Below are 22,072 nucleotides of genomic sequence, written 5' to 3'. Positions count from 1 at the left end.
CTCAAAAAAACGCTCATACACTAAAACACTCAAACAAAGGAAATGCAGATAAAAGATATTGTAAAAAAAGTTAAGCAGATAGAAATCCGGACCCGAAAGAAGACGGAAGCTACTTTAATGGGGCAATATCACAGTGCTTTTAAAGGACAGGGAATGACGTTTTCGGAAGTTCGTCCCTATCAGTTTGGAGATGAAATCCGCAGGATCGACTGGAACAAAACAGCTCGTTTCCGCGAACCTTTCGTAAAAGTAATGGAGGAGGAACGTGAACTGACGATGATGCTGGTTGTGGATATTTCTGCTTCGATGGATTACGGAACCAAAAATCAATTGAAAAGAGAATATGTTGCAGAAATTGCAGCAAGTTTAGGTTTTTCAGCAGCGGGAAATAATGATAAGGTGGGGTTAATTCTGTTTGCGGATAAGGTGTACAAAGTCATTCCGCCTCAAAAAGGAAGAAAACATATTTTATCCATTATCAGTACCATTTTAACAGCAGATTATGTTCCTGCTATTTCAAAAATTGATAAAGCGATGGAATACATGATGGGAATTTTCAAAAGAAAATCTTTGGTATTTCTGTTTTCGGATTTTGAAGATGAATATGACTCTAAAATGCTGAGAGTGGCTTCCAAAAAACATCAGTTGCTTGGAATGAGAATTTACGATGAAAAAGACAATGAAATTCCGGATGTGGGATATACTTTATTATATGATGCGGAAACCGGAAAGCAGGTTTGGGTAAATACTTCAAGTGCAAGATGGAGATATAATTTTGCTGAAGCCAAAAAGCAGAAACTTAAATCTTTAGAAGAAGATTTTGCCAACAGCTCGGCAAGTTTTATGAATATTAATACAGGTTCGGATTATTCGAGATTGCTGTATAACTATTTTCAGAAAAAATAAAATTGTGAGGTAAGTTTGTCATTCTGAACGTAACGGATGCGGAGTGAAGAATCTATTTGAAATTATTAGATTCCTCCTACGTCGGAATGACAATCTTGCTTCATCATTAAAATTTAATAATAAAATTGAAAAAACTTTTATTTATATTTTGTTTTTTAATCTGTGCAAATGCCTTTTCGCAGATCCTTTCTTCCAGTGTTGAGAAGAAAACCGTTGCTTTGGGAGAAGTGAACCACATCGTGATCACCATTAATAACCTGAACAATGAAAAAGTTTCTGCAGCTCGCGAGAATGAACTGCTGCCTTTTCATTTTGAAGAAATTAAAGATAGTATCGCACAGACTCAGGATGTTTATTACAGAAGAATTGAATTTGCTGTTTTTGATGAAGGAAAATTTACCATTCCCGAACTGGAATTCAAAGTCAACGGAAAAGTTCTGAAAACAATTCCTTACGAAATTGATGTTATTAATACGGCTCAGAAGACTGACCAGATTAATGACATTATGAACAACAAAGAGGTAAAACTTGAAGCCAAAGATTACTGGGAACTCTATAAGTTTTATATTTTAGCCGCCATCGCGGTGATTTGCCTCATCATTGCGATTATTATGTTCATAAAATACGGACGAAAACCAAAAGATTCGCCGGTTGTCGCCACAAATCAGACCCTGAAGGAACTGGATTCCCTTAAAAAGAAAAAATATGTGGAAAAAGGAGATTACCGTTCATTTTATGTTGAACTGATTGATATTTCCCGAAAATTCATCGCAAAGCAATACCGCGTTCCGGCAGATGTTTTGTTAACGGATGACCTTATCGATGTGATGAAGAAAAACAATACCATTTCTCAGGAAAATGAAAAAATAGTGGAAGACGTATTTTTAAGAGGAGATCTGGTGAAATTTGCGAAAACATTTCCGGATCAGGCAACCATGGAAAAAGATTTTGCCGACATCAGAGATTTTGTAAAAAGATCATCAAAAGATCTTGAATTTGAAAACTTGAGAAAAGATGCCTGATTTTGAATTTTACAGTCCGTGGTTTCTGTTGCTTTTCGCACTGTTTATCCCTTTGTTATTCAGGGATGCAAGCCGACAGAAAAGAAAAGGGATAAAAGTTCCTACGGTAAAAAATATGGGCGAAAGCGGCGGGATTCATTTCATTATGTTTATCCTGAGAATTTCGAAGTATATTATTCTTTCTTCGCTGATTATTGCAATGGCAAGACCGAGAACTTTTACGGTCTCTCAGGACAGAGACGATACAAAAGGAATTGATATTATGCTTTCTGTGGATGTTTCCCTGAGTATGTTGGCAAAGGATTTAACGCCCGACCGTTTAACGGCATTGAAGGATATTGCAATTAAATTCGTTAATAAAAGACCGAATGACAGAATTGGTCTCGTTGCCTATTCCGGAGAAGCATTTACCAAAGTTCCGGTAACGTCTGATCATCAGGTTGTGGTAGATGAACTTAATAATTTGAATCCTCTGGAATTACAGCCTGGAACTGCCATCGGAGAAGGACTTTCCGTTGCGGTTAACCATTTGAAAAACAGCAAGGCGAAAAGTAAAATCATCATTCTGATGACGGATGGTGTGAATACCATTGAAAATGCAATGCCTCCTGCAATTGCTGCGGAACTGGCTAAAAATAACGGAATTAAAGTATATTCCATCGGAATCGGAACCAACGGATATGCTTTGATGCCTACACAAACTGATATTTTCGGAGATCTTGTCTTTACGGAAACCGAGGTGAAAATTGATGAGCCTGTTTTAAAAGAAGTCGCACAAATGACGGGCGGAAAATATTTCAGAGCCACATCAAATACAAGTCTTGAAGAAGTGTATGACGAAATTAACCAACTGGAAAAATCTGATGTAAAGGTGGCGAAGCTTTTTAATTATCAGGAATATTTTAAAATTTTCCTGTGGATTGCTTTGGGTATGCTGTTTTTAGACGCTTTACTGAGATGGGTTTTTTATAAAATTTTAAGTTAATGGATTGGTATTTAGGAAATTATTGGTTTTTATTATTGCTGTTGCTTTTGCCGCTGTTAGCTTCCTTTTTAATCCGTTTTCTGAAATGGAAAAAAAAGAAAAGAGAAATTTTTGCAGACAGCCAGTTTCATGAGCAGTTATTCGAGAAAAAATCAGGTTTTACGAAGTTTTTTCCGGCGCTCTATCTTTTGGGAACCCTGTTTTTAATATTTTCGATTATCGATTTATTAAGCGGTTCAGAAGAAGTGAAATCCAGTCAGAAATTAAACAATGTCATTTTCATGCTGGATGTTTCCAATTCGATGAATGCGGAAGATATCAGTCCAAGTCGTTTAACGGAAGCAAAAAATCTGATGCTTCAGACGATGCAGAAAATGAAAAGTGATAAAGTAGGAATGGTAATTTTTGCCGGACAGGCAACTTCCATTATGCCTTTAACCACAGATTATAATTCAGCAGAAACCTATATCAGCGGAATTGAAACAAACTCCATGCAGATTCAGGGAACAGATTTTCTGAACGGAATGAAAATCGCGGCTGAAAAATTTAAAAACGTAAGCAAAGACGGTCGAAAAGTTGTTTTACTGAGTGACGGTGAAGATAACGAAGGAAATGATGATGCAGCGATACGACTGGCTAAAAAAGAGGGGATTATGATTACTTCCGTCGGAATCGGTACCGAAGAAGGTGCTCCGGTTCCGGAATATGTTTTCGGACAGTTAATGGGATATAAAAGTGATATCAATGGACAGACCGTTATCTCGAAAAGACAGACGGAAGCGCTGAAAAAAATGGCTGATGCAACCGGAGGAAGCTATATTGACGGAAATAACATCAATGAAACTCCGGACAGAATTTTAGACGCTCTGAAAAAGAAAACAGGATCATCCGAAACCATGGTGAAATCACAAAATGCGAATCATTATTACCAGTATTTTCTGGCAGTTTCTTTATTTTTCTTCTTTCTGATTTATTTATTCAATCCCAAAAGAGATTTTAATATTTGATAATCGAATACATTTTATCATAACCAGACTATTACTTTAACCCAATTTTAACAAATAAGACACTGTTTATTAACATTTAAAGGAATAATTTTGCACATAATGAATACTAAAATCATTTTTTTATCGTTTATAATTGCTTTCGTCTTTCCGGGAAATCTTTTCGGGCAGAAAAATTACAGGACTTTAGTCTATGAAGGCAATGAAAAATTCAACGGTAAAGATTATGATGGCGCGTCTGTAAAGTATCTGGAAGCAATCAGAACCAACAGCAAAGATTTTACAGCGCACTACAATTTAGGAAACGCATTATATAAAAGCAAAAAATACGAAGAAGCAAAAGCAGAATTCGAGACGGCTCAGAAGCTTTCTCAGACGCTTCCGGATAAAGCAGCTGCTCTTCATAATTTGGGGAATACCTATATGCAGATGAACAAGCCTGAAAAGGCAGCGGAATTTTACAGACAGTCCCTGAAACAAAATCCGTACAGCGAAGTAACAAGAAAAAATTACGAGATTGCCAAGCTGAAGGATAAAGAAAACCAGCAGAAAAAACAACAGCAAAATAACTCCGGTAAAGGAGGCGGTGGTAAAGACCAACAGCAAAATGATGATCAAAAAGGAAAAGATCAAAAGCAGGATCAGGGACAAGGTCAGCAGAATAAAGGAGACGGACAGGGAAATGATCCCAACCGTAACCAGAATAATGAAGGCAAAATCCCTAAAGGTCTCGAAAATCAAATACTCAACAAAGTAAGCGATAAGGAAAAAGAAACCGCCAGAAGAATTTTGAATAAAAATTCTTATTCGATGCCCGAGAGCAACGAGAAAGATTGGTGATGCAGAACAGAATTATTTACATATTACTTTTAATGTCTTCCGTAATTTCTTACGGACAGGTAAATCTTTCTGTAACTCCCGATAAAACAACGTATAACGGTAAGGAAATAGTAAATCTGAATATTGTCCTTGAAATGAATGGTGGTGAGTATAATCAGCAAACGCCATTACGTTCACCGGACTTGTCAAAATTTAATATCATAGGAAGCGGTTCTGCCAGTAACGGTTATGTAGATCCTGAAACCAATACCGTAATTTCCCAATCTATTACAAGATTAGCTCTTGAACCCAAACAGAAAGGAAAAGTAAAGATCGGATCTTTCCTGATTACCATCAATAATAAAATTTATAAAACCGAACCTTTTGACATTTTTATTAAAGATGTAGAAAAGAAACCGGTTGCTGCAAATAATGCTTCAAAAGACGTGTATCTCAATATGGAGATTGATGACCGTGAAGTGTATCAGGATCAGCCTACTATTGCTGTTCTGAAAGTGTATTCAAAAAACATGGATAACTTCAGAAGAGTAAGAAACATTCATCTTCCTGAGCAGGAAAATCTGGATGTTTTTCCGGTAAGTTTTACCAAGTCTGAGATTGATCCTTCCGATGCAGGAAATATGGCGTCGCAGATTCTTGCTGTGTTTATGGTTTTCCCGAATGAAGCGGGTTATGTAGATATTCCGGGTGTTTCGGCTTCGCTGAATTCTTATGCTAACAAAAACAAGCTCGTTTCGAATAAAGTAAAGATCAATGTTAAAAAACTTCCTGAAGGTTCTCCGGAATGTTTTAAGAATGCAGTCGGGAATTTTAATGTAACCGTTGTTAATACTTCAAAAGAAAAAGTTGAAGTAAAAAAACCGATGAATGTTCTGGTAAAAGTAAGCGGAGAAGGGAATCTTAAAAGCATGGAGCTTCCTAAAATTGCGCAATCTCCGGATTATGAAGTTTTCGCTCCTAAGATCATTTCACGCGTAACGGTAGGAACGGAAGGAATGAAAGGAGAGGTATTAGCCAATTATCTTGTAATTCCTAAAAAAGCGGGAGAAATTAATATTAAAACAGAACAGTTTGCCTTTTTCGATCCTTCCAGCAAAGAGTATGTAGATCTTGGACAGCAGTCTTTAGCGGTAAATGCTTTTTCTCATGATCAGATTCTTGAATCCCGTACAGCGGTTGAAAAAGTGAATGAGTACACCAATACTTTTTTAGAAACGGTAAATACGCCTGTTTTAAAAACAACTTCATTTAAAGTAAAAGAAAAAAAGAAATTCCACTGGAACGTTCTTTTTATCAATATTGCTATTTTGCTTTCCTTATTCGGAATGTATCTTCTGTTTAAAACATGGCAGAAGAAAAACAGATTGTCTAAAGAAATTCAGGCTCCGATGCCTTTAGGTTCAGTTGCTGAAACGGAAAATGAAATCCGTGAAAAGTTTAAAACCGACATCAACGATTATTTTGGCTATTTGGAAAATCTTAAAGATAATGAAGATTATCAGAAGTTTTTTCAAACCTTTGACGAGCTTGATCAGGAAGTGAAAAATCAATATTCTGGAAATCCTGCTGATCATTTAACAGATTTGCTGGAAAAAGAAAAAGGCTCGTCAATTGCCGAAGAATACAGGAATCTTATTCAGAGAGTACAGGTTGAAAAATATGCTCCGATAAAATCTTCGGAAGGAATGGACGAACTTTTATCCTCCATCGTTAATTTGTATTCTAAGATTAGCAAATAATCAATTTATTTTCATATTTTTGCGAAATTATTAATTGCAAGGAAATGGAAATATTTAATGATTTTTCGATAAAAGAGATTATTACCTGTTTTATGGTTCTTTTTGCAGTGATTGATATCATTGGTTCTATCCCGATTGTGGTAAGTTTACAGCAGAAATTCGGGCAGATTGAAGCTGAAAAAGCATCCATTACCGCAGGAGCCATTATGCTTGTTTTTCTTTTCGTGGGAAACAAAATTCTGAAATTTATTGGTGTGGATGTTAATTCATTCGCAATTGCGGGAGCTTTTGTGATTTTTATCATAGCCCTGGAAATGATTCTTGGAATTGAGATCAACAAAACGTCTGAAGCAAAGGCTGCATCCATCGTTCCCATCGCATTTCCGCTGGTTGCAGGAGCAGGAACCTTAACGACAACGCTTTCTCTGAAAGCCGAGTTTCATGACATTAACATTATTTTTGGAATTATTCTCAACACAATTTTCGTATATTTGGTGCTGAAATCTGCAACGTGGCTGGAGAAGAAAATGGGCGATGCGACACTTGCCATTTTACCGAAAGTTTTCGGAATTATCCTGTTGGCGATTTCAATTAAATTATTCACCGCGAATTTTGCGCAGCTGGTGCAGAATTACATTAATTTTTAAGAGTTATGCAGAAGTTTTATAAAGTATTTTTGGTACTGTTCATCGTGTTTATCGCAATTAATCTTTATGCTTTAGACTGGCAATCGGATATTTTGTCTGAGGATAACCTGAAGTTTGTTTTCTCAATAGCTTCAGCGGCAATAGGTCTTATTTTGCTTTTTGTAATGAATACATGGAGCAAGATCGGAGTAAGAAAATAATTGAATTACAATTTTATATAAAGCCTCTTTCAGTCTGAAGGAGGCTTTTTTATTTCTGTTTCTTGTTGAATTTTAGCTCTCAAATAATAAAAATCTAAACTAAAGAGTTTTGCTCCTTTAGGAGCAGAATCTGTGTAGAAATAAGAATAAATCTATTAATCAATCCGTAGGATTGATATCTATGATACGATACATTTTCTAAAGATAGCGTTCCTACGGAACGCCGAACATTTTTCGAATATGATTTCTACATAGATAAAACTCTATAGAGTTTTCTGGCATTTTACTTTAAACAAAATGTTGAATCTTTTGCCTTTTTTCGGTCAAATAAAAATTTAAAGAAGTCTATTATTTTAAAATCACCACATTTTTCAGAACTGCTTCCGATTTCAGTTCAGTTTCTGTCCATTCTTTTTCGGGATTGCTTTGTGCGGTAATTCCGCCGCCTACAAACAAATGAACTGCATTTTTATACAGTTTTGAACAGCGAAGATTAACAAAATACTGTACCGTTTCATCAGTCTCAATTTTAATATATCCGGCGTAAAATTCTCTTGGAAATTTTTCAATCTTCTGAATTTCTTCTTTACAAAAATCTTTCGGAATTCCGCAAACAGCAGGAGTGGGGTGTAATTCCTGAATAATCTGATCTAAGTTTTCAGGTTTAATTTTGGCTTTAAAATCGGTTCTAAGATGCTTGATGTTTCCCGAAATATGATCGTAGGTTTCAGACTCCGTGACGTTTTCAGAATACTGATTTAAAATATTTCTGATGTAGGACGTTACAGGTTTCTGTTCCTCAATTTCCTTTTCCGACCAGTTTTCAGAAACGGGAAGTGTTCCTGCCAGACTCATCGTTTCAAATTCGTGCGTTCTTTTACTGAATTTTCCTAAAACTTCCGAGAAAGCACCCATCCATGAATTTTCGTCATCGATAAAAATATATCGGAATGCATTCGGATAGGATTGACAAAGATGATTAAAGCTTTCTTTTAAATCAATTTCTTCAAAATCTGTGAAAATTTTTCTTCTTGAATAGACCAGTTTCGGAAGCTGATGTTCTTTGATAACCGCAATTACTTTTTCAAGATTTTTTAAATATTCTTCCTTTGTTTCGGTAACAAATCCGCTTTTATCCTCAGGTAAAATATCACTTGAAATTGCTGTCTGATTAAAATTTTCAGGGTTTAATTCAATAATTTTTCCTCCAAAATCCAATCGTTCCAATCCATCAAAAGAATAAAAACGGATAGGGTTTTCGCCGGAATTTTCATCTGTGGAATACAGTTTTTCGTCGAATGGAAATTTGAAATAAATCATTGTTTGAAGCTTTTTAGAAAATCAGAGTCGGGAAATAATATAAGAAATTCCAACATTGATTTTTCTTTCTGCAAAGGTATTATTAGTCTTAAAAATCTCAAAATCAAAGTCAGGATTTTTTAAGGAAATATTTTTGATGCTATAATGCTGATATTCCGCAGAAATGATGAAACGCCTTAAAAATCTATATTGAAGACCCGCAGAAAATCCAAGATTGGTCTGTGTGCTTTTAAAATCCTCCAGTTTGGTTAAAGCGCCATTTTCAGGAGTCATAAACTGCATTTTATAAGTCTGATTATTTAGCAGAATTCCTGCAAACGGACGGAAGTTTTTCCAGTTATACATCAGTTTAAGCTGAAGTGCAAACTCAAAATGTTCATTATTAAACTTCTGAAATAGAAGCGGCTGATTATTTTCGGTAAAATAATATCCGTTCAGAAAGGTGTCTTCTTTGTTGGCATCGAGATCGAAGGATGAACTCCAGTGGTACACATTGGCAGAAAGCCAGACTAAAAACTGAGAATCGAAGAAACTTTTGGAAGCCCAGATTCCGATATTTCCTCCGAACTGCGGTTTGTTTTCTAAAGCCCAGTTTGCACTTTTTATGCCAAATCCGCCTTCAATTCCGTACTGAAAGGTCGCCGGTTTTCGCAATCTTGCTCTTCTTGAAGCCCTCTGTTTGTCGATTTCCTGTTTGTATACATCCGTCACAAATTTCGTTTCCTGAACGGTTGGTGTTTTCATCACAACATCATTCAGCCTGAATTTTAAAGGCTTCATGAGATATACGGTATCATAAACGACTACTTTTTCGTAAACGTAAACCGTATCTATTTTCTTTTTCCTGATTTTCTGTGCAAACGAAAAGTTGACACAGGGGATGAGAAAAAGGAGTATTATTTTTTGGAAGGACATATTCTGGTTTTCAATTTATTTTTCAATAAATACGGTGTCTCTTTTAATGATTTTTTTCACGACAATTACTTTCTGCGGAGCTTCTTCAATGGTGTCTTTTGCAGCCGTTTTTTTTAAAACCGGTCTGCTTTTCAATCCTGTTTCATCTCCTCTTATTTCTGTTTTAGCAGTGTTTTTCTCTTCAATTATATTTGTTGCTGACTGATTTACAGCATTATTGTCTGATTTTTCTTTTGAATCAGAATTGGTATTTACGAAGTGGTTTTTTGTCTTTTTACCTACTGTTTCATTATTATCTGTAAGAATTGGTAAAGCTGAATTCTGATTCGTTGAGAAAAAAGAATTCTTCGGATTTAAGAAAAAAACAGACAGAATGATGATGACCAAAAATGTTCCTCCAATAACTGTTTTCTTTTTCAGACTCGTATTGGATGATGAAAATGCAGTGTTATTAATTTTAAGATCGGAAGGAATCTGCAATTTTTTTGATGGCTGAATGGTAAAATCTGCAAATTTACTTTTAAAAGTCTGCGCCCAAAGCAATCCTCCAAGTCCGAAAACAACAAGCAGTTGCGCCATTTTTTTCTTCGGTGTATTTTGATTGACGAAATTCTTCATCAGATAATTCTGAACCGATTTTTTCGCTCTCAAAAGGTGGGATTTTGAGGTGTTTACGGTAATTCCCAATAAACCGGAAATTTCTGCATGAGAATGATTTTCAATAAAATAAAGATTGAAAACGGATTTATGATGGGATGGAAGACTGTCGATGGAAGACAGCAGTTCTTCACTGGTGAAGTCGTAAACGAAAACGTTTTTTTCTTCTGATAAATGATGGTCCATTTCTGAATAGGTATCTGGGATTTCCGAAGGTTCTGTGGTTACAAAAGTATCTTTGCTGTGTTTGCGGATGTGTTGCAACGCATTGTTTACCACAATTTTTTTCAGCCATGCAAACAGAGCTTTTTCATCATTCAGCTGATCGTTTTTCTGAATTGCGGTAATGAAACTGTCCTGCACGATGTCTTCTGCCGTGTAAATATCATCGATATATCTTCTGCATATTCCCAGAAGTTTCGGGGAATAATCGAGATAAATTTTCTGCCAGTTGAAGTTGCTGTTTTGCTTCATAATTTAATTCGCGACAAATAGTAAGTTATTATTTACCGGAAGTTTTATTAAAATTTTTTGATTTTCTGTTATTAATCATAATTGCTTAATTTTTACGCAAAGGATCGCTAAGATTCTTTTATATGCCAACCGTTTTTAAGTTTGCAAAGGTGCTTCGACAAGCTCAGCATAAACTATTCACTCAGCAAAGAACTCAAAGATTTTCAATTATGACCAATTACGGACCATCACATAAAATTTAGACCTTTTCAAGATAAAGTTAAATCTTTATATAAATGAATAAGGTCAATAAAAATAAATTTAAAGTTTTCATGGTTATTATTTTCTTATAAGATGCAGAAAAAATAAAAGGTTGCAGTAAGAAAATAAAAAAAGCTCAAATTTTTTTTGAGCTTGGTATCTTTTAGTGAAAATTAAATCTTATCGGTTGATGATATTGTTTGTCATCGTGGTATGATTGATGAGCTGACCTTTTTCATCGCGGATCTCTATTTCCGAAACGTGCATCGTTTTTCCTTTTCGGATAAATCTTGCAACGGCTGTTACGATTCCGTCTTTTTTACTTCTTAAATGGTTGGAGTTGATGTTGGTTCCCACTCCGAAATATTTTGTACCATCAATAAAAATATTAGACAGGCTGGAACCCATGGTTTCTGCCAAAACGCAGCTTGCGCCACCGTGCATAATTCCGAATGGCTGATGAATTTTTGGTGAAACAGGCATTGTTGCAGTCAGTGTTTCATTTTCAACATCAATATCTGTAAACTTAATATCCAGAGTTTTGGCAAACGTTTCTCCGCCCCAGTTGTTGATGAATTCTAATATTTCTTTCTTGCTTTTATCTTTTATATACATATTTTAATGAGTAATAAGTAATTGGTAATGAGTAATTTTGATAATATCTAGCATCTAACTTTCATCTTCCAGCATCTAGCTTCCATCTCCTAACCTTTAGCCTCAGAATCATTTCCCATGATATTCGGGTTCCAGTTTTCCGGGATTTTAGGTACTATATCATTTTTTATGTAGTAATCCTGAATTTCCTGCATAATTTCGGTAAACGGTGCAGATGCAATTCTTTCGTAGGGAATGGTATAACCAAGATAAATGATTTTTCTTTTAAAATCTCCTGCCGCGAGAACGATAGGGACTTTAGCCGCTAAAGCCATGTGGTAGAAACCTTTTCTCCATTTCGGAACCCAGCTTCTTGTTCCTTCGGGAGTGATGACCAGACTGAAATCGTCTTTTTCAAACTGTTTGGCTACGAAATTCACCAGATCATTTTTCTGGCTTCTGTCGATCCCGATTCCGCCCAGACCTTTTACCACGCTTCCGTACCATGCTTTGGTGTGTGCATCTTTGATGATAATTTTTAATGGTTTTTTCAGAGACCAGTAGGATAGGTTTCCTAAAATATATTCCATGTTGTGCGTGTGAGGCGCAACTACAAGAATACATCTGTTCAGAACGTTTTCGTCGCCCTGAAGAACGACTTTCCAGCCCATTAATTTTAGCAGCAGTTTGCCGATCAGCTTTCTCATATAGTTTAGATTAAAAACAAAAAAGTATAACCAAAGTGGTTATACTTTACAAATATATTGAAATATTATCGCTCTTAAAACAGACTGCTGATTAAATCAACAATTTTCATTACAATTTCTAGTGCCAGTTGTACCATGATTATTGAATTTTTATTGAGTGTTTTGGTTTTAATTTTTTACTACACAAATGTAAAGATTTTTATTGAAACAGCGAACAAAATCTTTATATTTTTTCGTTTTCAGTGAGAGAAGAAGAGTGTGAATTTCAAACGGTTGTGTTATTCATTCACACCTTCTGCCACTCTCTGCAGTTTAGTTATTTGGTTTGTATGGAAATTTCGTTTTTATCTTTATCCACTTTGAAGTCGATGTTGGCTCCTTTCATCTTTTTGATGCTGCTTTTCATGGAATCGATTACCTGATCTGCCTTATTGCTCGGAACTTTTTTTCCGTTAACGATAATGCTGTCTTCATCATCAGAATTGTATTCAATCGTAGAACCATTTACGGTAATTTTATTTTTTTCGATTTTAATTTTTCCGTCTTCGTCTCTTTCCTGATCGTCATCATTAATTCCGTCTGCGTTAAGATCTCCGTCGAAGCTGATTCCGTCTTTTTTCACAGGGATCACTACGGTTTTTAAAGGAAGTACCAGTTCATAATCTATGCTGTAATCTCTGAAACGGTGTTCGTAAGGGTATTTGATGTAGTTCGGAAGAACAATTCTGTTATTCACCACTTCTACAGGAACGCTTACATTTAATGGAAGATTGTATCCTTTAGCTTCTTTTTTAATGATTAAATAAGGTGTTTTGATGTCTGCTTTTCTCGTTACATCCACATGCATCCAGTCTCTTTCGTATACGGAAACTTTGTCTGAATAAAGGTCATCATCATATCCTTTAAAGTTTTGAGGAATAGAAACCTGTTTGAAATCTACATAAATACTGTCGGATTGTGTGTTGATCGCAATTTCTTCCGTATCTTCCTTATGACCTTTCAGGAACATTTCTCTTTTTGCCATGCTGAATCCGAAGTAAGTTCCTAAAGTGATCAGTGCAAGGAACAATGCTCCGATTACCCAGCCTGTATTTCTCAGTTTTGTTTTAGGAGAAATTAATTTGATGCTTAATAATCCGAATAACATCGCAGGCAATAAACTTCCTAAAGTAATCAGTGCCATAAGAATGTATTTCATATTATCGTTATCAAAATAAAAATTCATCTGGCTTACCGGCGGGAAATCGCTGTCTGCTCCCATAAAACCGAATACTACAAATACTCCGATGAGACAAGACAAAGACATAAACCCGAAAATACCGCCTAAAATATACCGTAGTACATTCCAAAGTCCGCTTCCGGCGTTGTTGATGTAGGGTTTGTTTTCGATATAGATTTCTCCGACCCTCTGAGTAGATTCATTGGCAAACTGTACCAATTTATTAGACTCATTCTTAAGATTGTCGAAGTTCATAGGCTTTCCCTTCATTTTCAGGAAATCTGCTGCGGTTTCTGCTTTTGGCAAAACTGCCCAAAGAATAACGTAAAGTAAGAAAACCAAGGTTGAAGAAACGGCTGCCGTGAAGATTCCCAAGATGAAAACACCAAGCCAGATCGCTCTCATCGCAGTGATGTCCATTCCTACATAATGTGCTAAACCTGCGCAAACACCGGCAATTTTTTGTCTTTCAGGATCGCGGAACAACTGTTTTTTATCAGAATATCCGGTTCCGGAAGTTCCTGTTTTCTTTGTATTTTTCTCAGAATAATATGCTTCTTCCTGCTCTTCGATTTTTTCAGGGCTTCCGATCTGTGCAATTACTCTTTCTACATCCGAGTCGTTAATTACTTCACGTTTTGCCATAGAATCTTTGAAGATTTCTACCATTCTGATTTCTATGTCATGCATTACCTCATCTGCTTCCGAAGCGTCCAGAGAGCTTCTCAGAGCATTCAGGTAATCGCTAAGTTTTATGTATGCGTGTTCTTCTATGGTAAAAGAAAAACCTGCGAGTCCTATTGAGAGTGTCTTGTTCATAGCTTTGTTTTTAATTTTTTTGAGTGATTTGGTTGACTGAATTGGTTAATTCGTTCCAGGTATTTTGAAGTTCATCTAAAAATAATTTACCTTTTTCTGTAATCTGGTAATATTTTCTGGGTGGTCCTCCCGTAGATTCTTCCCATCTGTATGAAAGGAACTCACCGTTTTTTAATCTTGTTAAAAGAGGGTATAGTGTTCCTTCTACGACATCCAGTTTTCCTTTTTTCAGTTCATCTATTAAGTCGGAAACGTACATTTCACGATGATTGATGAGACTTAAAATACAGAATTCCAGAATTCCTTTTCGCATTTGCGCTTTGGTATTTTCAGTATTCATCTTTAATAAGTTTTGTTAATTAGTTGTATAATTTTCGAAACCCGGGACCTAGCTAGTTGTACCTGTTTCGATTTTACATTACAAAGATATGTAAATAAAATGGTATTATGCAATACAAAGTAGTGAAAAAATTCAAATAAAATATTTAACTAATTGATAATCAGTTTAATTATTTTTTACTGGAAAATTTTAGAAATATGAATTTTAGCAAATTCAGGTTAAATTTTTAATAATTTTACCTTTTAAGCTCACTGTTCTTAAGGTAACCAAAGCTTTTTTCTGTAATTCTTTATGATATGATCTAAAAGTGTAGCTTTTATAGAATCTACGGACGATAAGTGCCATTTCCATCATGGCAAAGTGTTCTCCGATGCAGAGTCTCGGTCCCGCTCCGAAAGGATAATAAGCGAAATTTTTAGCATTTTCATCATCAAAACGTTCCGGAATAAAAGAATTCGGGCTGTTCCAATATTCTGGATTCCTATGAAGTCCGCTGATGTAAAGAATAATGAAAGTCCCTTTTTGCCATGAATAATTTTTAAAATGATCATCTTCTAAAGCCTGTCTGTCGATTGCCCATGCCGGAGAATGCAGCCGCATTGCTTCTTTGATAATATTTGTGGTATAAGATTTTTTCATTAAGCTTTCTGTCCCGAAAGCGTTTACTCCTTCTGCGACAATTTCAGCCTTCAGCTTTTGTTCAGCTTCAGGGTTTTGACTGATCTCAAAAAAGATAAAGCTTAATGCATTGGCTGTCGTTTCGTGTCCTGCAATGAAAAGAATGAGCATTTCATCAATAAGCTGTTCATCAGACATCGGAAGCTGCGTGTCTTCATATCTCGCCTGAATAAGCATATCCAGCAAATCATTTTTTTCTTCCTTCGAATTTCTGCGTTTATCCAGAACACTCTGAATAATATTTTTGGCTTCAGTACTTTTCTTTATCATTTTATCGATGACACCGATACTTTTCAAGAATTGTGAATAGAAAGGTATTCTTACTTCTTTGGCAAAAACTTCCTGAACTTCTGTAATAATTTTCCCAAGTTCTTTTACGCTTTCTTCATCAATATCCGAACTGAAAAGTGTTTTTGCAACAATATTAAAAGTAAGGGTGTGGAAAAAATCATGCAGATCAATTTCAGGCTCATCAGGAAAAGGCGTAAAAGCTTTATTTATTTCTTCGTTCATGATAGAGATAAGTTCAGCAATTTTAGCTTTACTAAAACCGGGCTGTATAAGTCTCCTTTGTTTCAGCCAGTCTTTTCCATTGTTGGTAAGCAGTCCTTTCCCGAGATATTTTCTTAAAGTAACGGACTGGATATCAGATTTAAAATAATTTTTCTGGTTTTGTTTTAAAATATATTCGATGAATTCCTTATCCTGAGAAAAGATAAAATTCTTATTCGTTAAAGTAGCTTTAAGGTAATAAGTATCTCCTGCAATGGCATGATTTCCACTGATTACTTCCAAGGGATTATTTACTCCGTAAAAAAGAGAATACAGTTTTCGTTTTCCTTTGATTTCTGCAGGATAATTGTAATTTGGCGTCATACATAATATTTAAATAAATGTAATACTAATCTGTGAATTAAAATAGGTTTACAGTCAAAAGTCTTATTTTTGTACTGCTTTTTTATCATCAATCCCGTAAAAATGGATGATGAAATTCTAAACAAAATAAATATGAAGATACAAAAGGAAATCGATTTTATTCTGGCTGTTGATGCCCTGAAAAATGTACAGCGAAGAAATTATAATGCAGATGATTCCAGAAGGGAAAACACAGCAGAACATTCGTGGCAGATTATCATTCTGGCTCAGATTCTGTTTCCTTATGCGAAAAACAGAGCCGATATTGATCTTTTGAGAGTGATCAGAATGCTGTCGATTCACGATTTGGTTGAAATTGAAGCAGGGGATACTTTTATATTTGATGAAGCTGCCATGGTCGGAAAATTTGAAAGAGAGAAAGTTTCGGCTCAGAAGATCTTCGGAATTTTGGATGAACCGCTGCGCTCTGAATTTTTTAACCTTTGGCTGGAATTTGAAGAAGAGCAGACTCCCGATGCTGTTTTTGCCTGCGCAATTGACCGCATTATGCCTTTTATCTTAAATTCCCACACTTCAGGAAAGAGCTGGACAGAAGCCGGAGTCACGGAAAAACAAATCAGAAATATGCTGGAACATGCCATTGTAAGGGCTTCCGATGAACTGGGAGAAGCTTTTCAGGTGTTGTTAATTAAAAATCTTGAAACCGAAAAGGTATTGAAATAAAGGTTTCGGCGGGCAAAGCCCGCCGAAACCGCTTTAAAGAACATTTTGAAAATATTGGTTTCCGGCGACCGAAGGTCGCCGGAGCCTTTTTATAATATTTGAATTGGCTTCTTAAATTCATCAATCGCTACAAAAGTAAAATCTCCTACAATCGCTCTTTCCCTTTCATAAGAATACATCTGTTCCGTAAAAATTTCTACATTTACTTTCATGCTTGTTTTTCCTACATGGACAACTTTTCCGATTAATTCCACAATCGTTCCTGCGGGAATAGATCTTTTAAAATCAATTTTATCGCTGCTTACGGTTACCACGCGTTTTCTTGCAAATCTTGTTGCTGCAATAAAAGCCACTTCATCCATTAGCTGCATCGCCGTACCTCCGAAAAGAGTATCGTAATGATTGGTTGTGTTCGGGAAAACCGCTTTAAAAATTCGGGTTTCGGATGCTTCAATTCTTTCTTCTGTAGTCATATATCATTATTATTAAAGCGAAATGAAAATATCGGAACAACAGAAAAAGCAGAGACAGAAATCTCTGAGTATCCATTAGATCAATAAACTTCAAATCGCGAAAGTTTTTTGTTGTTAAGAAAAAGGCAGGTCTCCTGACTTGTAACCTCTTTATTTCCTTCCCATGACTTTGCACAGTGGATTTTTAATAAAGAATTCCGTTACTTACAGTTGCGCGACAGTTCGTGATTTTCACACGATTCCCTTTTAATCTGCAGTTAAGCAAAACCAGTTTCCTGAAAAGTGATAAGCTTATAAAATCTAAAGTCACACTTTTCGATGACAAAAATAATGATTATTGATGAATTATTCAGGAGTTTTATAAATGATCTGGCTTTCAGCTTTTCCCTGCTTGATTGTCCAGATCGTTGTATAGCGGTTTTCGCCCGAACCGTTGATCATATAAAGAAAAATATGATCGTTATCGATAGCGGTTACGCCCACATTTTCAAAATCCATGGAAGGCTGAAACATATTTTTAATGGCATCTCTTACAAAAACAGAACCTCTTCCGGGTTGCTGAACGCGTACAGATTTTATTTCCATTAAACCTTCCGGCAATTCTTTTCCTACGCCCCAGGCTTTTACCTTGTCTATTTTAATAATGTTTCCGTTAGAATCTTTTTCCTGCTTTTTGATTTGTGCATAAGAAGGATAAACATCAATGATAACTTTTGTTCTCTGGTTTCCGGGAATTTTAGGATTGGTATCATCAGTAAAAATCAGAGACTTTCCGTTTTTCGATTTAGAAGGCGTAAATTTTGGTAAATTATCAACGAAAACAATACGGTTTTTATTCACCATTCCTTCCTTGGTGATGCTGTCGTATCTTACGAAAGGTTTTTCGGTGTCTTCTTTTTCAGGATATTTTATCCAGATCCATTCTGTTTCTCCCGGTGCAGGTTTTTCGTAAATAAAAACATCTCCGGTTTTCATACGGATCTTGTCAATTATTTTTCGGTAATCGTCTTTATGGACACGCACCATGGCATAACCTTCCTCTGCTTTTACCACGCCGAAAGGCACTTTATTCTGTCCCTTCGCAAAAGCAAAAGAAAAAATACTGAACACTGAAAGATAAAAAGCTTTTTTTCCGGAAACCATCATGAAAATTTTTTTGAAAGTTCAAATATATAAATTAAATATTCTTCGGAAGATAATTATACTGCTGCAATTCTTTAAAATCTTTAATCTGCTTCAGATACGTATCAGAAAGCAGATAAATTTCATCTGAAATATCCAAAACCTCCTGATAACGGTGATCTGAAATAATAAATCCCTTCTGCTGAGACTGTTCTTTGATCAATTTTTGAATTTCAGAAATCATTTTCGGTGATAAAGCGTTAAAAGGTTCATCCAGAAGAACAAATTTCGAATCGGAATAGACCATTAAAATAACCTCAACAATTTTTTTCTCGCCGCCTGAAAGGTTTCGTGGAGTTGTATTCAAAAAAGGTTTTAGCAGATCTGATTTAAAAAGCTGATCCGCGTTTTCTTTAGTACAGAAAAGGGAGATCAGGTTTTTTATTTTAATACCTTTCGGCAGAAATGAGTATTGAGGTAAATAAGCAATCCTTCCTTTCCTGTCCATTTGGTTTTGTAAAATTTTATCATCCACTCTTACAAACTGAGAATCGCCTTTCTCTGTTCCAAAAATAATTTTTAAAAGAGTAGATTTTCCCGTACCGTTTCTTCCCAGCAAACCGATAACCTTTCCCGTTTCACAACTGATGTAGATATCTCTTAGGATTTTCTTTTCATTAAAAGATTTGGTAAGGCTGTCAATATGTAATCTGCTCATATCAGTTTTGTAAATATATTAATGATTACACTTAATGAAAAAGTAAAGATCCAGAGAAATGATCTTGAAAACCCGAAATTGGCAAAAAAATAATATTCATGTTTTAGTCTCAATTCATAGATGAGATAATGAAAAGCCGGAAGAAATAATAAGAAGCATAATCCGAAATTGGCAGTAGTAAAACCAAGCGGGATATTCATCAGCAAAGAAAAGAGAACAGCAGGAATCAGTAATTTTACATAGAAAATCCAGAGAATCCTTATATTTTTAACCATATATCTGTTTAAATTAATTTTGAATTCCACCAAAGTCACCAAAGGCAGTTACAAAGCTTTTACTGAAGCATTTTTAAGCTCTTAGTTTTTGTATGTGTACTGTCTGATAACCAAATATCGCTAAATTTTCTCTATATCTTTTTTGATAAAAACAGATAAGAATAGATTCCAAAGAAAAGAAAAACAACTGAAAATAAAGCGGCAGCAATATAAAAAGCTTCTCCGAAACTGTACGCAATATTTATTTTTCCATCCATTCCCATTCCTGTAGTATGTTCCAGATCTTCCATTTTTGCTTTAAAACTGAGATAAAATCCTAAAAAACCAAGAAGTCCGGTTACAGAAAATCCAAGATGATAAAGAGATTTGTTTTGTATGGTTTTCATCAGTTGCACAGCAATTCCGGCAACTGCCATTAGAAAAGAAAGAATAACAAACAGATTCGGCGAAATATCTCCTTTGTCACTTTCTTTCTGAGAATCATCGGATGAAGACGGACGATCCTCCTGATTGCTTACGGAAGATGCGTAAGGAGAACTTTTTTTAATGCTTTCTCTCATTCTTTCGTCCATTTTTTGCTTAGAAACTCCCGTTATCAGATCAGTTCCCTTTACAGACATTAAAGTAACGTTACCGCATTTCACAAGGAAAAAGGGAAATAAAAAACAAAGGATAATTACGGTATAGCTTGGTATCGGCAGAAAGTCGGACAGCATTTTTAAAGTCTTCATAAATTATTGTTTGGGGTAAAAATATAAAATTTAAAATAAAAGAGCGTCCTGAACAGACGCTCTCATAAGATATTTTGTAAGCAGATTACTCTTTTCTGAGTTTTGCTTTTACATTATTTTCTGTAATCATTCTTCGCAATCCGGTAATCTGATCCTTTGTAAAATACTTTTTCGGGACCATATTCATCGTCTGTGCGCTTTGGTAGATCAGAAACCATTCTTTATTTTCCTTCACTTTATAAACCGTATTCCATGCAAATTCTGCATCAAAAGTTTCTCCTTCCGTAAAAATGTACGTAATAGGTTCCTGAATCTTTTTATTGGAGCTGAAAGCAAATCTCAGTCTTAAAAAAGACCGGATCACGATAAACAGAAACATAATTCCGAGCCACATTGAAGCCGAAAGCAAAATTTCCTGTTCAGAATTGCCATCCGCACACAGTTTCACAATAAAGAAAAGCAAAATCAGCAAAGGAAAAGCAATTAGCCTTATTAAGGAACTTTTGAGATGAAACATCAGAAAATCCTTAAAACTGATATGAGTTTTTACCGTTATCATTTAAATTCTTTCCAGTTCGTCTGCGTCAATTGTTGTTTTGAATGTTCCGTAATTTACGATCACTTTATTCCGTGAAATTTTTTCAATCGTTCCCACACTTGTACTGCCGGAAATACGGACGCGCTGCCCGACTTTCATCCAGAGAGCGCGGTCGGTTTTGCGTTTTTCCTCCAGTTTTTCATTGGTTTCCGTAATTTTTTCAATTATTTCTTCCTTTTTAAGCTGTTGGGTAATCTTCCTTTTCACAACCTGCAGACGTTTAGATTCATCTTTATCTGCACCCAGTTTTCTGAATTTTTCCTGCTCAAGAATTTTTACAAAATCTTTTACCACATCTTTTCTGGACTTTCCTTTTACGTAGCTGTCGATAAAAGCCTCAATTTTGTTCCCGAACTGCAGTTTACGATGCTCTTCTTCATATAATTTCTGGAAATTAAATAGCTTCTGCTGAAGCTGTTCATTCAGTTTCTGAAGGTTATCGCGCTTATCTTCTACAGATTCCTTTCTTTCCGCAAGATCGGTTTTAAGTTTTTCCACTTCGTATTTCTCCTGCTGAAGCTTTACAATCGTTTTATCCAGATTTACAATATCATGCTCCACCTTTTTCTTGGCAGAATGAATAATAAATCTCGGTATTTTATTCTTTTCCGCCACCTCAAAAGTAAATGAACTTCCCGCTTGTCCCACTTCCAGTTTATACATCGGTTCCAATGTTTCTTCGTTGAATAACATTGCTGCATTCTGAGCATTCGGAAGCTGTTCTACGACAAGTTTAATATTGGTGTAGTGCGTTGTAATGATCGCAAAACTTTTTTTGTCATAGAAAAACTCAAGGAAACTTTCTGCTAACGCACCTCCGAGTTCAGGATCGGAACCTGTACCGAATTCATCAATCAGTAAAAGCGTATTGGCTTCTGCTTCACGGATGATTCCCGACATTTTCTTCAATCTTGATGAATACGTTGAAAGGTGATTTTCAATCGACTGATTATCCCCAATATCGGTCATGATCTTATCAAAGAAAAACATTTCTGATTTTGGATGGGTAGGAACCAGAATTCCGCTCTGGATCATCAGTTGAAGCAGACCAACCGTTTTCAGCGTAATAGATTTTCCTCCCGCATTCGGTCCGGAAATACAGATGATTCTGTTGTGTTCCGTTAAACTCAGCGTTTGAGGATAGATCGTTTTATTTTCCGCTTTATTTCTTAAAAACAGCAAAGGATGGAACGCTTCTCTTAATCTTAATGTTTTATGGCGGTTGATTTTTGGTAAAACACCATTAATGA

24 protein-coding genes and 1 riboswitch are annotated in these 22,072 nt (G+C 35.6%); of the genes, 9 read left to right on the top strand and 15 right to left on the bottom strand.

The features are described from left to right. Window positions 1-42: 42 nt before the first annotated feature. The 8 genes from WFK35_RS03265 to WFK35_RS03230 all read left to right on the top strand — a co-directional run bounded on the left by WFK35_RS03265 (window position 43) and on the right by WFK35_RS03230 (window position 7,343). On the top strand, window positions 43-906 hold the full coding sequence (locus WFK35_RS03265) for a DUF58 domain-containing protein (protein WP_116097853.1): 864 nt from the start codon (window positions 43-45) through the stop codon (window positions 904-906). A gap of 125 nt (window positions 907-1,031) precedes the next feature. Then, on the top strand, window positions 1,032-1,928 hold the full coding sequence (locus WFK35_RS03260) for a BatD family protein (RefSeq protein WP_442891990.1): 897 nt from the start codon (window positions 1,032-1,034) through the stop codon (window positions 1,926-1,928). After that, the gene (locus WFK35_RS03255) at window positions 1,921-2,913 is read left to right on the top strand and encodes a vWA domain-containing protein (protein WP_214589052.1); all 993 of its coding nucleotides are present in this window, start codon (window positions 1,921-1,923) and stop codon (window positions 2,911-2,913) included. The genes WFK35_RS03260 and WFK35_RS03255 overlap by 8 nt, the downstream gene beginning before the upstream one ends. Beyond that, on the top strand, window positions 2,913-3,920 hold the full coding sequence (locus WFK35_RS03250; protein WP_336731323.1) for a vWA domain-containing protein: 1,008 nt from the start codon (window positions 2,913-2,915) through the stop codon (window positions 3,918-3,920). The genes WFK35_RS03255 and WFK35_RS03250 overlap by 1 nt, the downstream gene beginning before the upstream one ends. 99 nt (window positions 3,921-4,019) lie before the next feature. After that, entirely contained in the window at window positions 4,020-4,757 is a 738-nt protein-coding gene (locus tag WFK35_RS03245) for a tetratricopeptide repeat protein (RefSeq protein WP_336731322.1), read from the top strand. Continuing rightward, window positions 4,757-6,496, top strand: coding sequence for a BatD family protein (locus tag WFK35_RS03240; RefSeq protein WP_336731321.1), 1,740 nt, complete (start codon window positions 4,757-4,759; stop codon window positions 6,494-6,496). Before WFK35_RS03245 ends, WFK35_RS03240 begins: the two co-directional genes overlap by 1 nt. 44 nt (window positions 6,497-6,540) lie before the next feature. After that, entirely contained in the window at window positions 6,541-7,143 is a 603-nt protein-coding gene (locus tag WFK35_RS03235; RefSeq protein ID WP_336731320.1) for a MarC family protein, read from the top strand. 5 nt (window positions 7,144-7,148) lie between these two features. Then, a complete protein-coding gene (locus tag WFK35_RS03230) occupies window positions 7,149-7,343 on the top strand; it encodes a hypothetical protein (protein WP_076392320.1) in 195 nt (64 codons plus the stop codon). A gap of 348 nt (window positions 7,344-7,691) precedes the next feature. On the opposite strand, the gene WFK35_RS03225 is transcribed toward WFK35_RS03230, so the two are convergent. From WFK35_RS03225 to WFK35_RS03190, 8 genes are all read right to left on the bottom strand, one after another. Continuing rightward, window positions 7,692-8,663, bottom strand: coding sequence for a chorismate-binding protein (locus WFK35_RS03225; RefSeq protein WP_336731319.1), 972 nt, complete (start codon window positions 8,661-8,663; stop codon window positions 7,692-7,694). Between the two features lie 21 nt (window positions 8,664-8,684). Next, window positions 8,685-9,578, bottom strand: a complete 894-nt coding sequence (locus WFK35_RS03220) for an outer membrane beta-barrel protein (RefSeq protein WP_336731318.1) — start codon at window positions 9,576-9,578, stop codon at window positions 8,685-8,687. A gap of 15 nt (window positions 9,579-9,593) precedes the next feature. Continuing rightward, complete coding sequence (locus WFK35_RS03215; RefSeq protein ID WP_336731317.1) at window positions 9,594-10,709, bottom strand: RNA polymerase sigma factor; 1,116 nt, start codon at window positions 10,707-10,709, stop codon at window positions 9,594-9,596. A gap of 420 nt (window positions 10,710-11,129) precedes the next feature. After that, a complete protein-coding gene (locus tag WFK35_RS03210; RefSeq protein ID WP_442891989.1) occupies window positions 11,130-11,564 on the bottom strand; it encodes a PaaI family thioesterase in 435 nt (144 codons plus the stop codon). An 89-nt stretch (window positions 11,565-11,653) separates the two neighbouring features. Continuing rightward, a complete protein-coding gene (locus WFK35_RS03205) occupies window positions 11,654-12,250 on the bottom strand; it encodes a 1-acyl-sn-glycerol-3-phosphate acyltransferase (RefSeq protein ID WP_235131373.1) in 597 nt (198 codons plus the stop codon). Window positions 12,251-12,566: 316 nt separating this feature from the next. Next, window positions 12,567-14,288, bottom strand: coding sequence for a PspC domain-containing protein (locus WFK35_RS03200; RefSeq protein WP_336731316.1), 1,722 nt, complete (start codon window positions 14,286-14,288; stop codon window positions 12,567-12,569). A gap of 10 nt (window positions 14,289-14,298) precedes the next feature. Then, window positions 14,299-14,628 carry a PadR family transcriptional regulator gene (locus WFK35_RS03195; protein ID WP_072952756.1) on the bottom strand — a complete coding sequence of 110 codons (330 nt, stop codon included), beginning with the start codon at window positions 14,626-14,628 and terminating at the stop codon, window positions 14,299-14,301. A gap of 213 nt (window positions 14,629-14,841) precedes the next feature. After that, window positions 14,842-16,182: a cytochrome P450 gene (locus WFK35_RS03190; protein WP_336731315.1), complete on the bottom strand. Its 1,341-nt coding sequence runs from the start codon at window positions 16,180-16,182 to the stop codon at window positions 14,842-14,844. Window positions 16,183-16,314: 132 nt separating this feature from the next. Here WFK35_RS03190 and WFK35_RS03185 point away from each other — a divergent pair, with 132 nt between their 5' ends. Continuing rightward, the gene (locus tag WFK35_RS03185; RefSeq protein WP_336731314.1) at window positions 16,315-16,905 is read left to right on the top strand and encodes an HD domain-containing protein; all 591 of its coding nucleotides are present in this window, start codon (window positions 16,315-16,317) and stop codon (window positions 16,903-16,905) included. 89 nt (window positions 16,906-16,994) lie between these two features. On the opposite strand, the gene WFK35_RS03180 is transcribed toward WFK35_RS03185, so the two are convergent. The 7 genes from WFK35_RS03180 to WFK35_RS03150 all read right to left on the bottom strand — a co-directional run. Beyond that, window positions 16,995-17,378 (bottom strand): acyl-CoA thioesterase, encoded by a 384-nt coding sequence (locus tag WFK35_RS03180; protein ID WP_076392338.1) that lies wholly within the window; start codon window positions 17,376-17,378, stop codon window positions 16,995-16,997. Window positions 17,379-17,485: 107 nt separating this feature from the next. After that, window positions 17,486-17,665, bottom strand: a riboswitch (cobalamin riboswitch). A 58-nt stretch (window positions 17,666-17,723) separates the two neighbouring features. Then, on the bottom strand, window positions 17,724-18,524 hold the full coding sequence (locus WFK35_RS03175) for a hypothetical protein (protein WP_336731313.1): 801 nt from the start codon (window positions 18,522-18,524) through the stop codon (window positions 17,724-17,726). A gap of 31 nt (window positions 18,525-18,555) precedes the next feature. Then, window positions 18,556-19,218 (bottom strand): ATP-binding cassette domain-containing protein, encoded by a 663-nt coding sequence (locus WFK35_RS03170; protein WP_336731312.1) that lies wholly within the window; start codon window positions 19,216-19,218, stop codon window positions 18,556-18,558. Next, the gene (locus tag WFK35_RS03165; protein ID WP_336731311.1) at window positions 19,215-19,493 is read right to left on the bottom strand and encodes a hypothetical protein; all 279 of its coding nucleotides are present in this window, start codon (window positions 19,491-19,493) and stop codon (window positions 19,215-19,217) included. The genes WFK35_RS03170 and WFK35_RS03165 overlap by 4 nt, the downstream gene beginning before the upstream one ends. Window positions 19,494-19,624: 131 nt before the next feature. Beyond that, on the bottom strand, window positions 19,625-20,224 hold the full coding sequence (locus WFK35_RS03160; protein ID WP_336731309.1) for a hypothetical protein: 600 nt from the start codon (window positions 20,222-20,224) through the stop codon (window positions 19,625-19,627). 85 nt (window positions 20,225-20,309) lie between these two features. Beyond that, on the bottom strand, window positions 20,310-20,783 hold the full coding sequence (locus WFK35_RS03155) for a YcxB family protein (protein ID WP_336731307.1): 474 nt from the start codon (window positions 20,781-20,783) through the stop codon (window positions 20,310-20,312). Beyond that, window positions 20,784-22,072 (bottom strand): MutS-related protein (locus tag WFK35_RS03150; protein ID WP_442891988.1); only part of this gene is annotated, 1,289 nt, incomplete at its 5' end.

The sequence above is a fragment of the Chryseobacterium sp. VD8 genome (genome assembly GCF_037149975.1).
GTDB classification, from domain to species: domain Bacteria; phylum Bacteroidota; class Bacteroidia; order Flavobacteriales; family Weeksellaceae; genus Chryseobacterium; species Chryseobacterium indicum.
This window is presented reverse-complemented; position numbering and strand designations above follow the sequence as displayed.

Coding starts and splice junctions, on each gene's coding strand:
- WFK35_RS03265 (WP_116097853.1), top strand. CDS start 43: ATGCAGATAAAAGATATTGTAAAAAAAGTTAAGCAGATAGAAATCCGG.
- WFK35_RS03255 (WP_214589052.1), top strand. CDS start 1,921: ATGCCTGATTTTGAATTTTACAGTCCGTGGTTTCTGTTGCTTTTCGCA.
- WFK35_RS03250 (WP_336731323.1), top strand. CDS start 2,913: ATGGATTGGTATTTAGGAAATTATTGGTTTTTATTATTGCTGTTGCTT.
- WFK35_RS03245 (WP_336731322.1), top strand. CDS start 4,020: ATGAATACTAAAATCATTTTTTTATCGTTTATAATTGCTTTCGTCTTT.
- WFK35_RS03240 (WP_336731321.1), top strand. CDS start 4,757: ATGCAGAACAGAATTATTTACATATTACTTTTAATGTCTTCCGTAATT.
- WFK35_RS03235 (WP_336731320.1), top strand. CDS start 6,541: ATGGAAATATTTAATGATTTTTCGATAAAAGAGATTATTACCTGTTTT.
- WFK35_RS03230 (WP_076392320.1), top strand. CDS start 7,149: ATGCAGAAGTTTTATAAAGTATTTTTGGTACTGTTCATCGTGTTTATC.
- WFK35_RS03225 (WP_336731319.1), bottom strand. CDS start 8,663: ATGATTTATTTCAAATTTCCATTCGACGAAAAACTGTATTCCACAGAT.
- WFK35_RS03220 (WP_336731318.1), bottom strand. CDS start 9,578: ATGTCCTTCCAAAAAATAATACTCCTTTTTCTCATCCCCTGTGTCAAC.
- WFK35_RS03215 (WP_336731317.1), bottom strand. CDS start 10,709: ATGAAGCAAAACAGCAACTTCAACTGGCAGAAAATTTATCTCGATTAT.
- WFK35_RS03210 (WP_442891989.1), bottom strand. CDS start 11,564: ATGTATATAAAAGATAAAAGCAAGAAAGAAATATTAGAATTCATCAAC.
- WFK35_RS03205 (WP_235131373.1), bottom strand. CDS start 12,250: ATGAGAAAGCTGATCGGCAAACTGCTGCTAAAATTAATGGGCTGGAAA.
- WFK35_RS03200 (WP_336731316.1), bottom strand. CDS start 14,288: ATGAACAAGACACTCTCAATAGGACTCGCAGGTTTTTCTTTTACCATA.
- WFK35_RS03195 (WP_072952756.1), bottom strand. CDS start 14,628: ATGAATACTGAAAATACCAAAGCGCAAATGCGAAAAGGAATTCTGGAA.
- WFK35_RS03190 (WP_336731315.1), bottom strand. CDS start 16,182: ATGACGCCAAATTACAATTATCCTGCAGAAATCAAAGGAAAACGAAAA.
- WFK35_RS03185 (WP_336731314.1), top strand. CDS start 16,315: ATGAAGATACAAAAGGAAATCGATTTTATTCTGGCTGTTGATGCCCTG.
- WFK35_RS03180 (WP_076392338.1), bottom strand. CDS start 17,378: ATGACTACAGAAGAAAGAATTGAAGCATCCGAAACCCGAATTTTTAAA.
- WFK35_RS03175 (WP_336731313.1), bottom strand. CDS start 18,524: ATGATGGTTTCCGGAAAAAAAGCTTTTTATCTTTCAGTGTTCAGTATT.
- WFK35_RS03170 (WP_336731312.1), bottom strand. CDS start 19,218: ATGAGCAGATTACATATTGACAGCCTTACCAAATCTTTTAATGAAAAG.
- WFK35_RS03165 (WP_336731311.1), bottom strand. CDS start 19,493: ATGGTTAAAAATATAAGGATTCTCTGGATTTTCTATGTAAAATTACTG.
- WFK35_RS03160 (WP_336731309.1), bottom strand. CDS start 20,224: ATGAAGACTTTAAAAATGCTGTCCGACTTTCTGCCGATACCAAGCTAT.
- WFK35_RS03155 (WP_336731307.1), bottom strand. CDS start 20,783: ATGATAACGGTAAAAACTCATATCAGTTTTAAGGATTTTCTGATGTTT.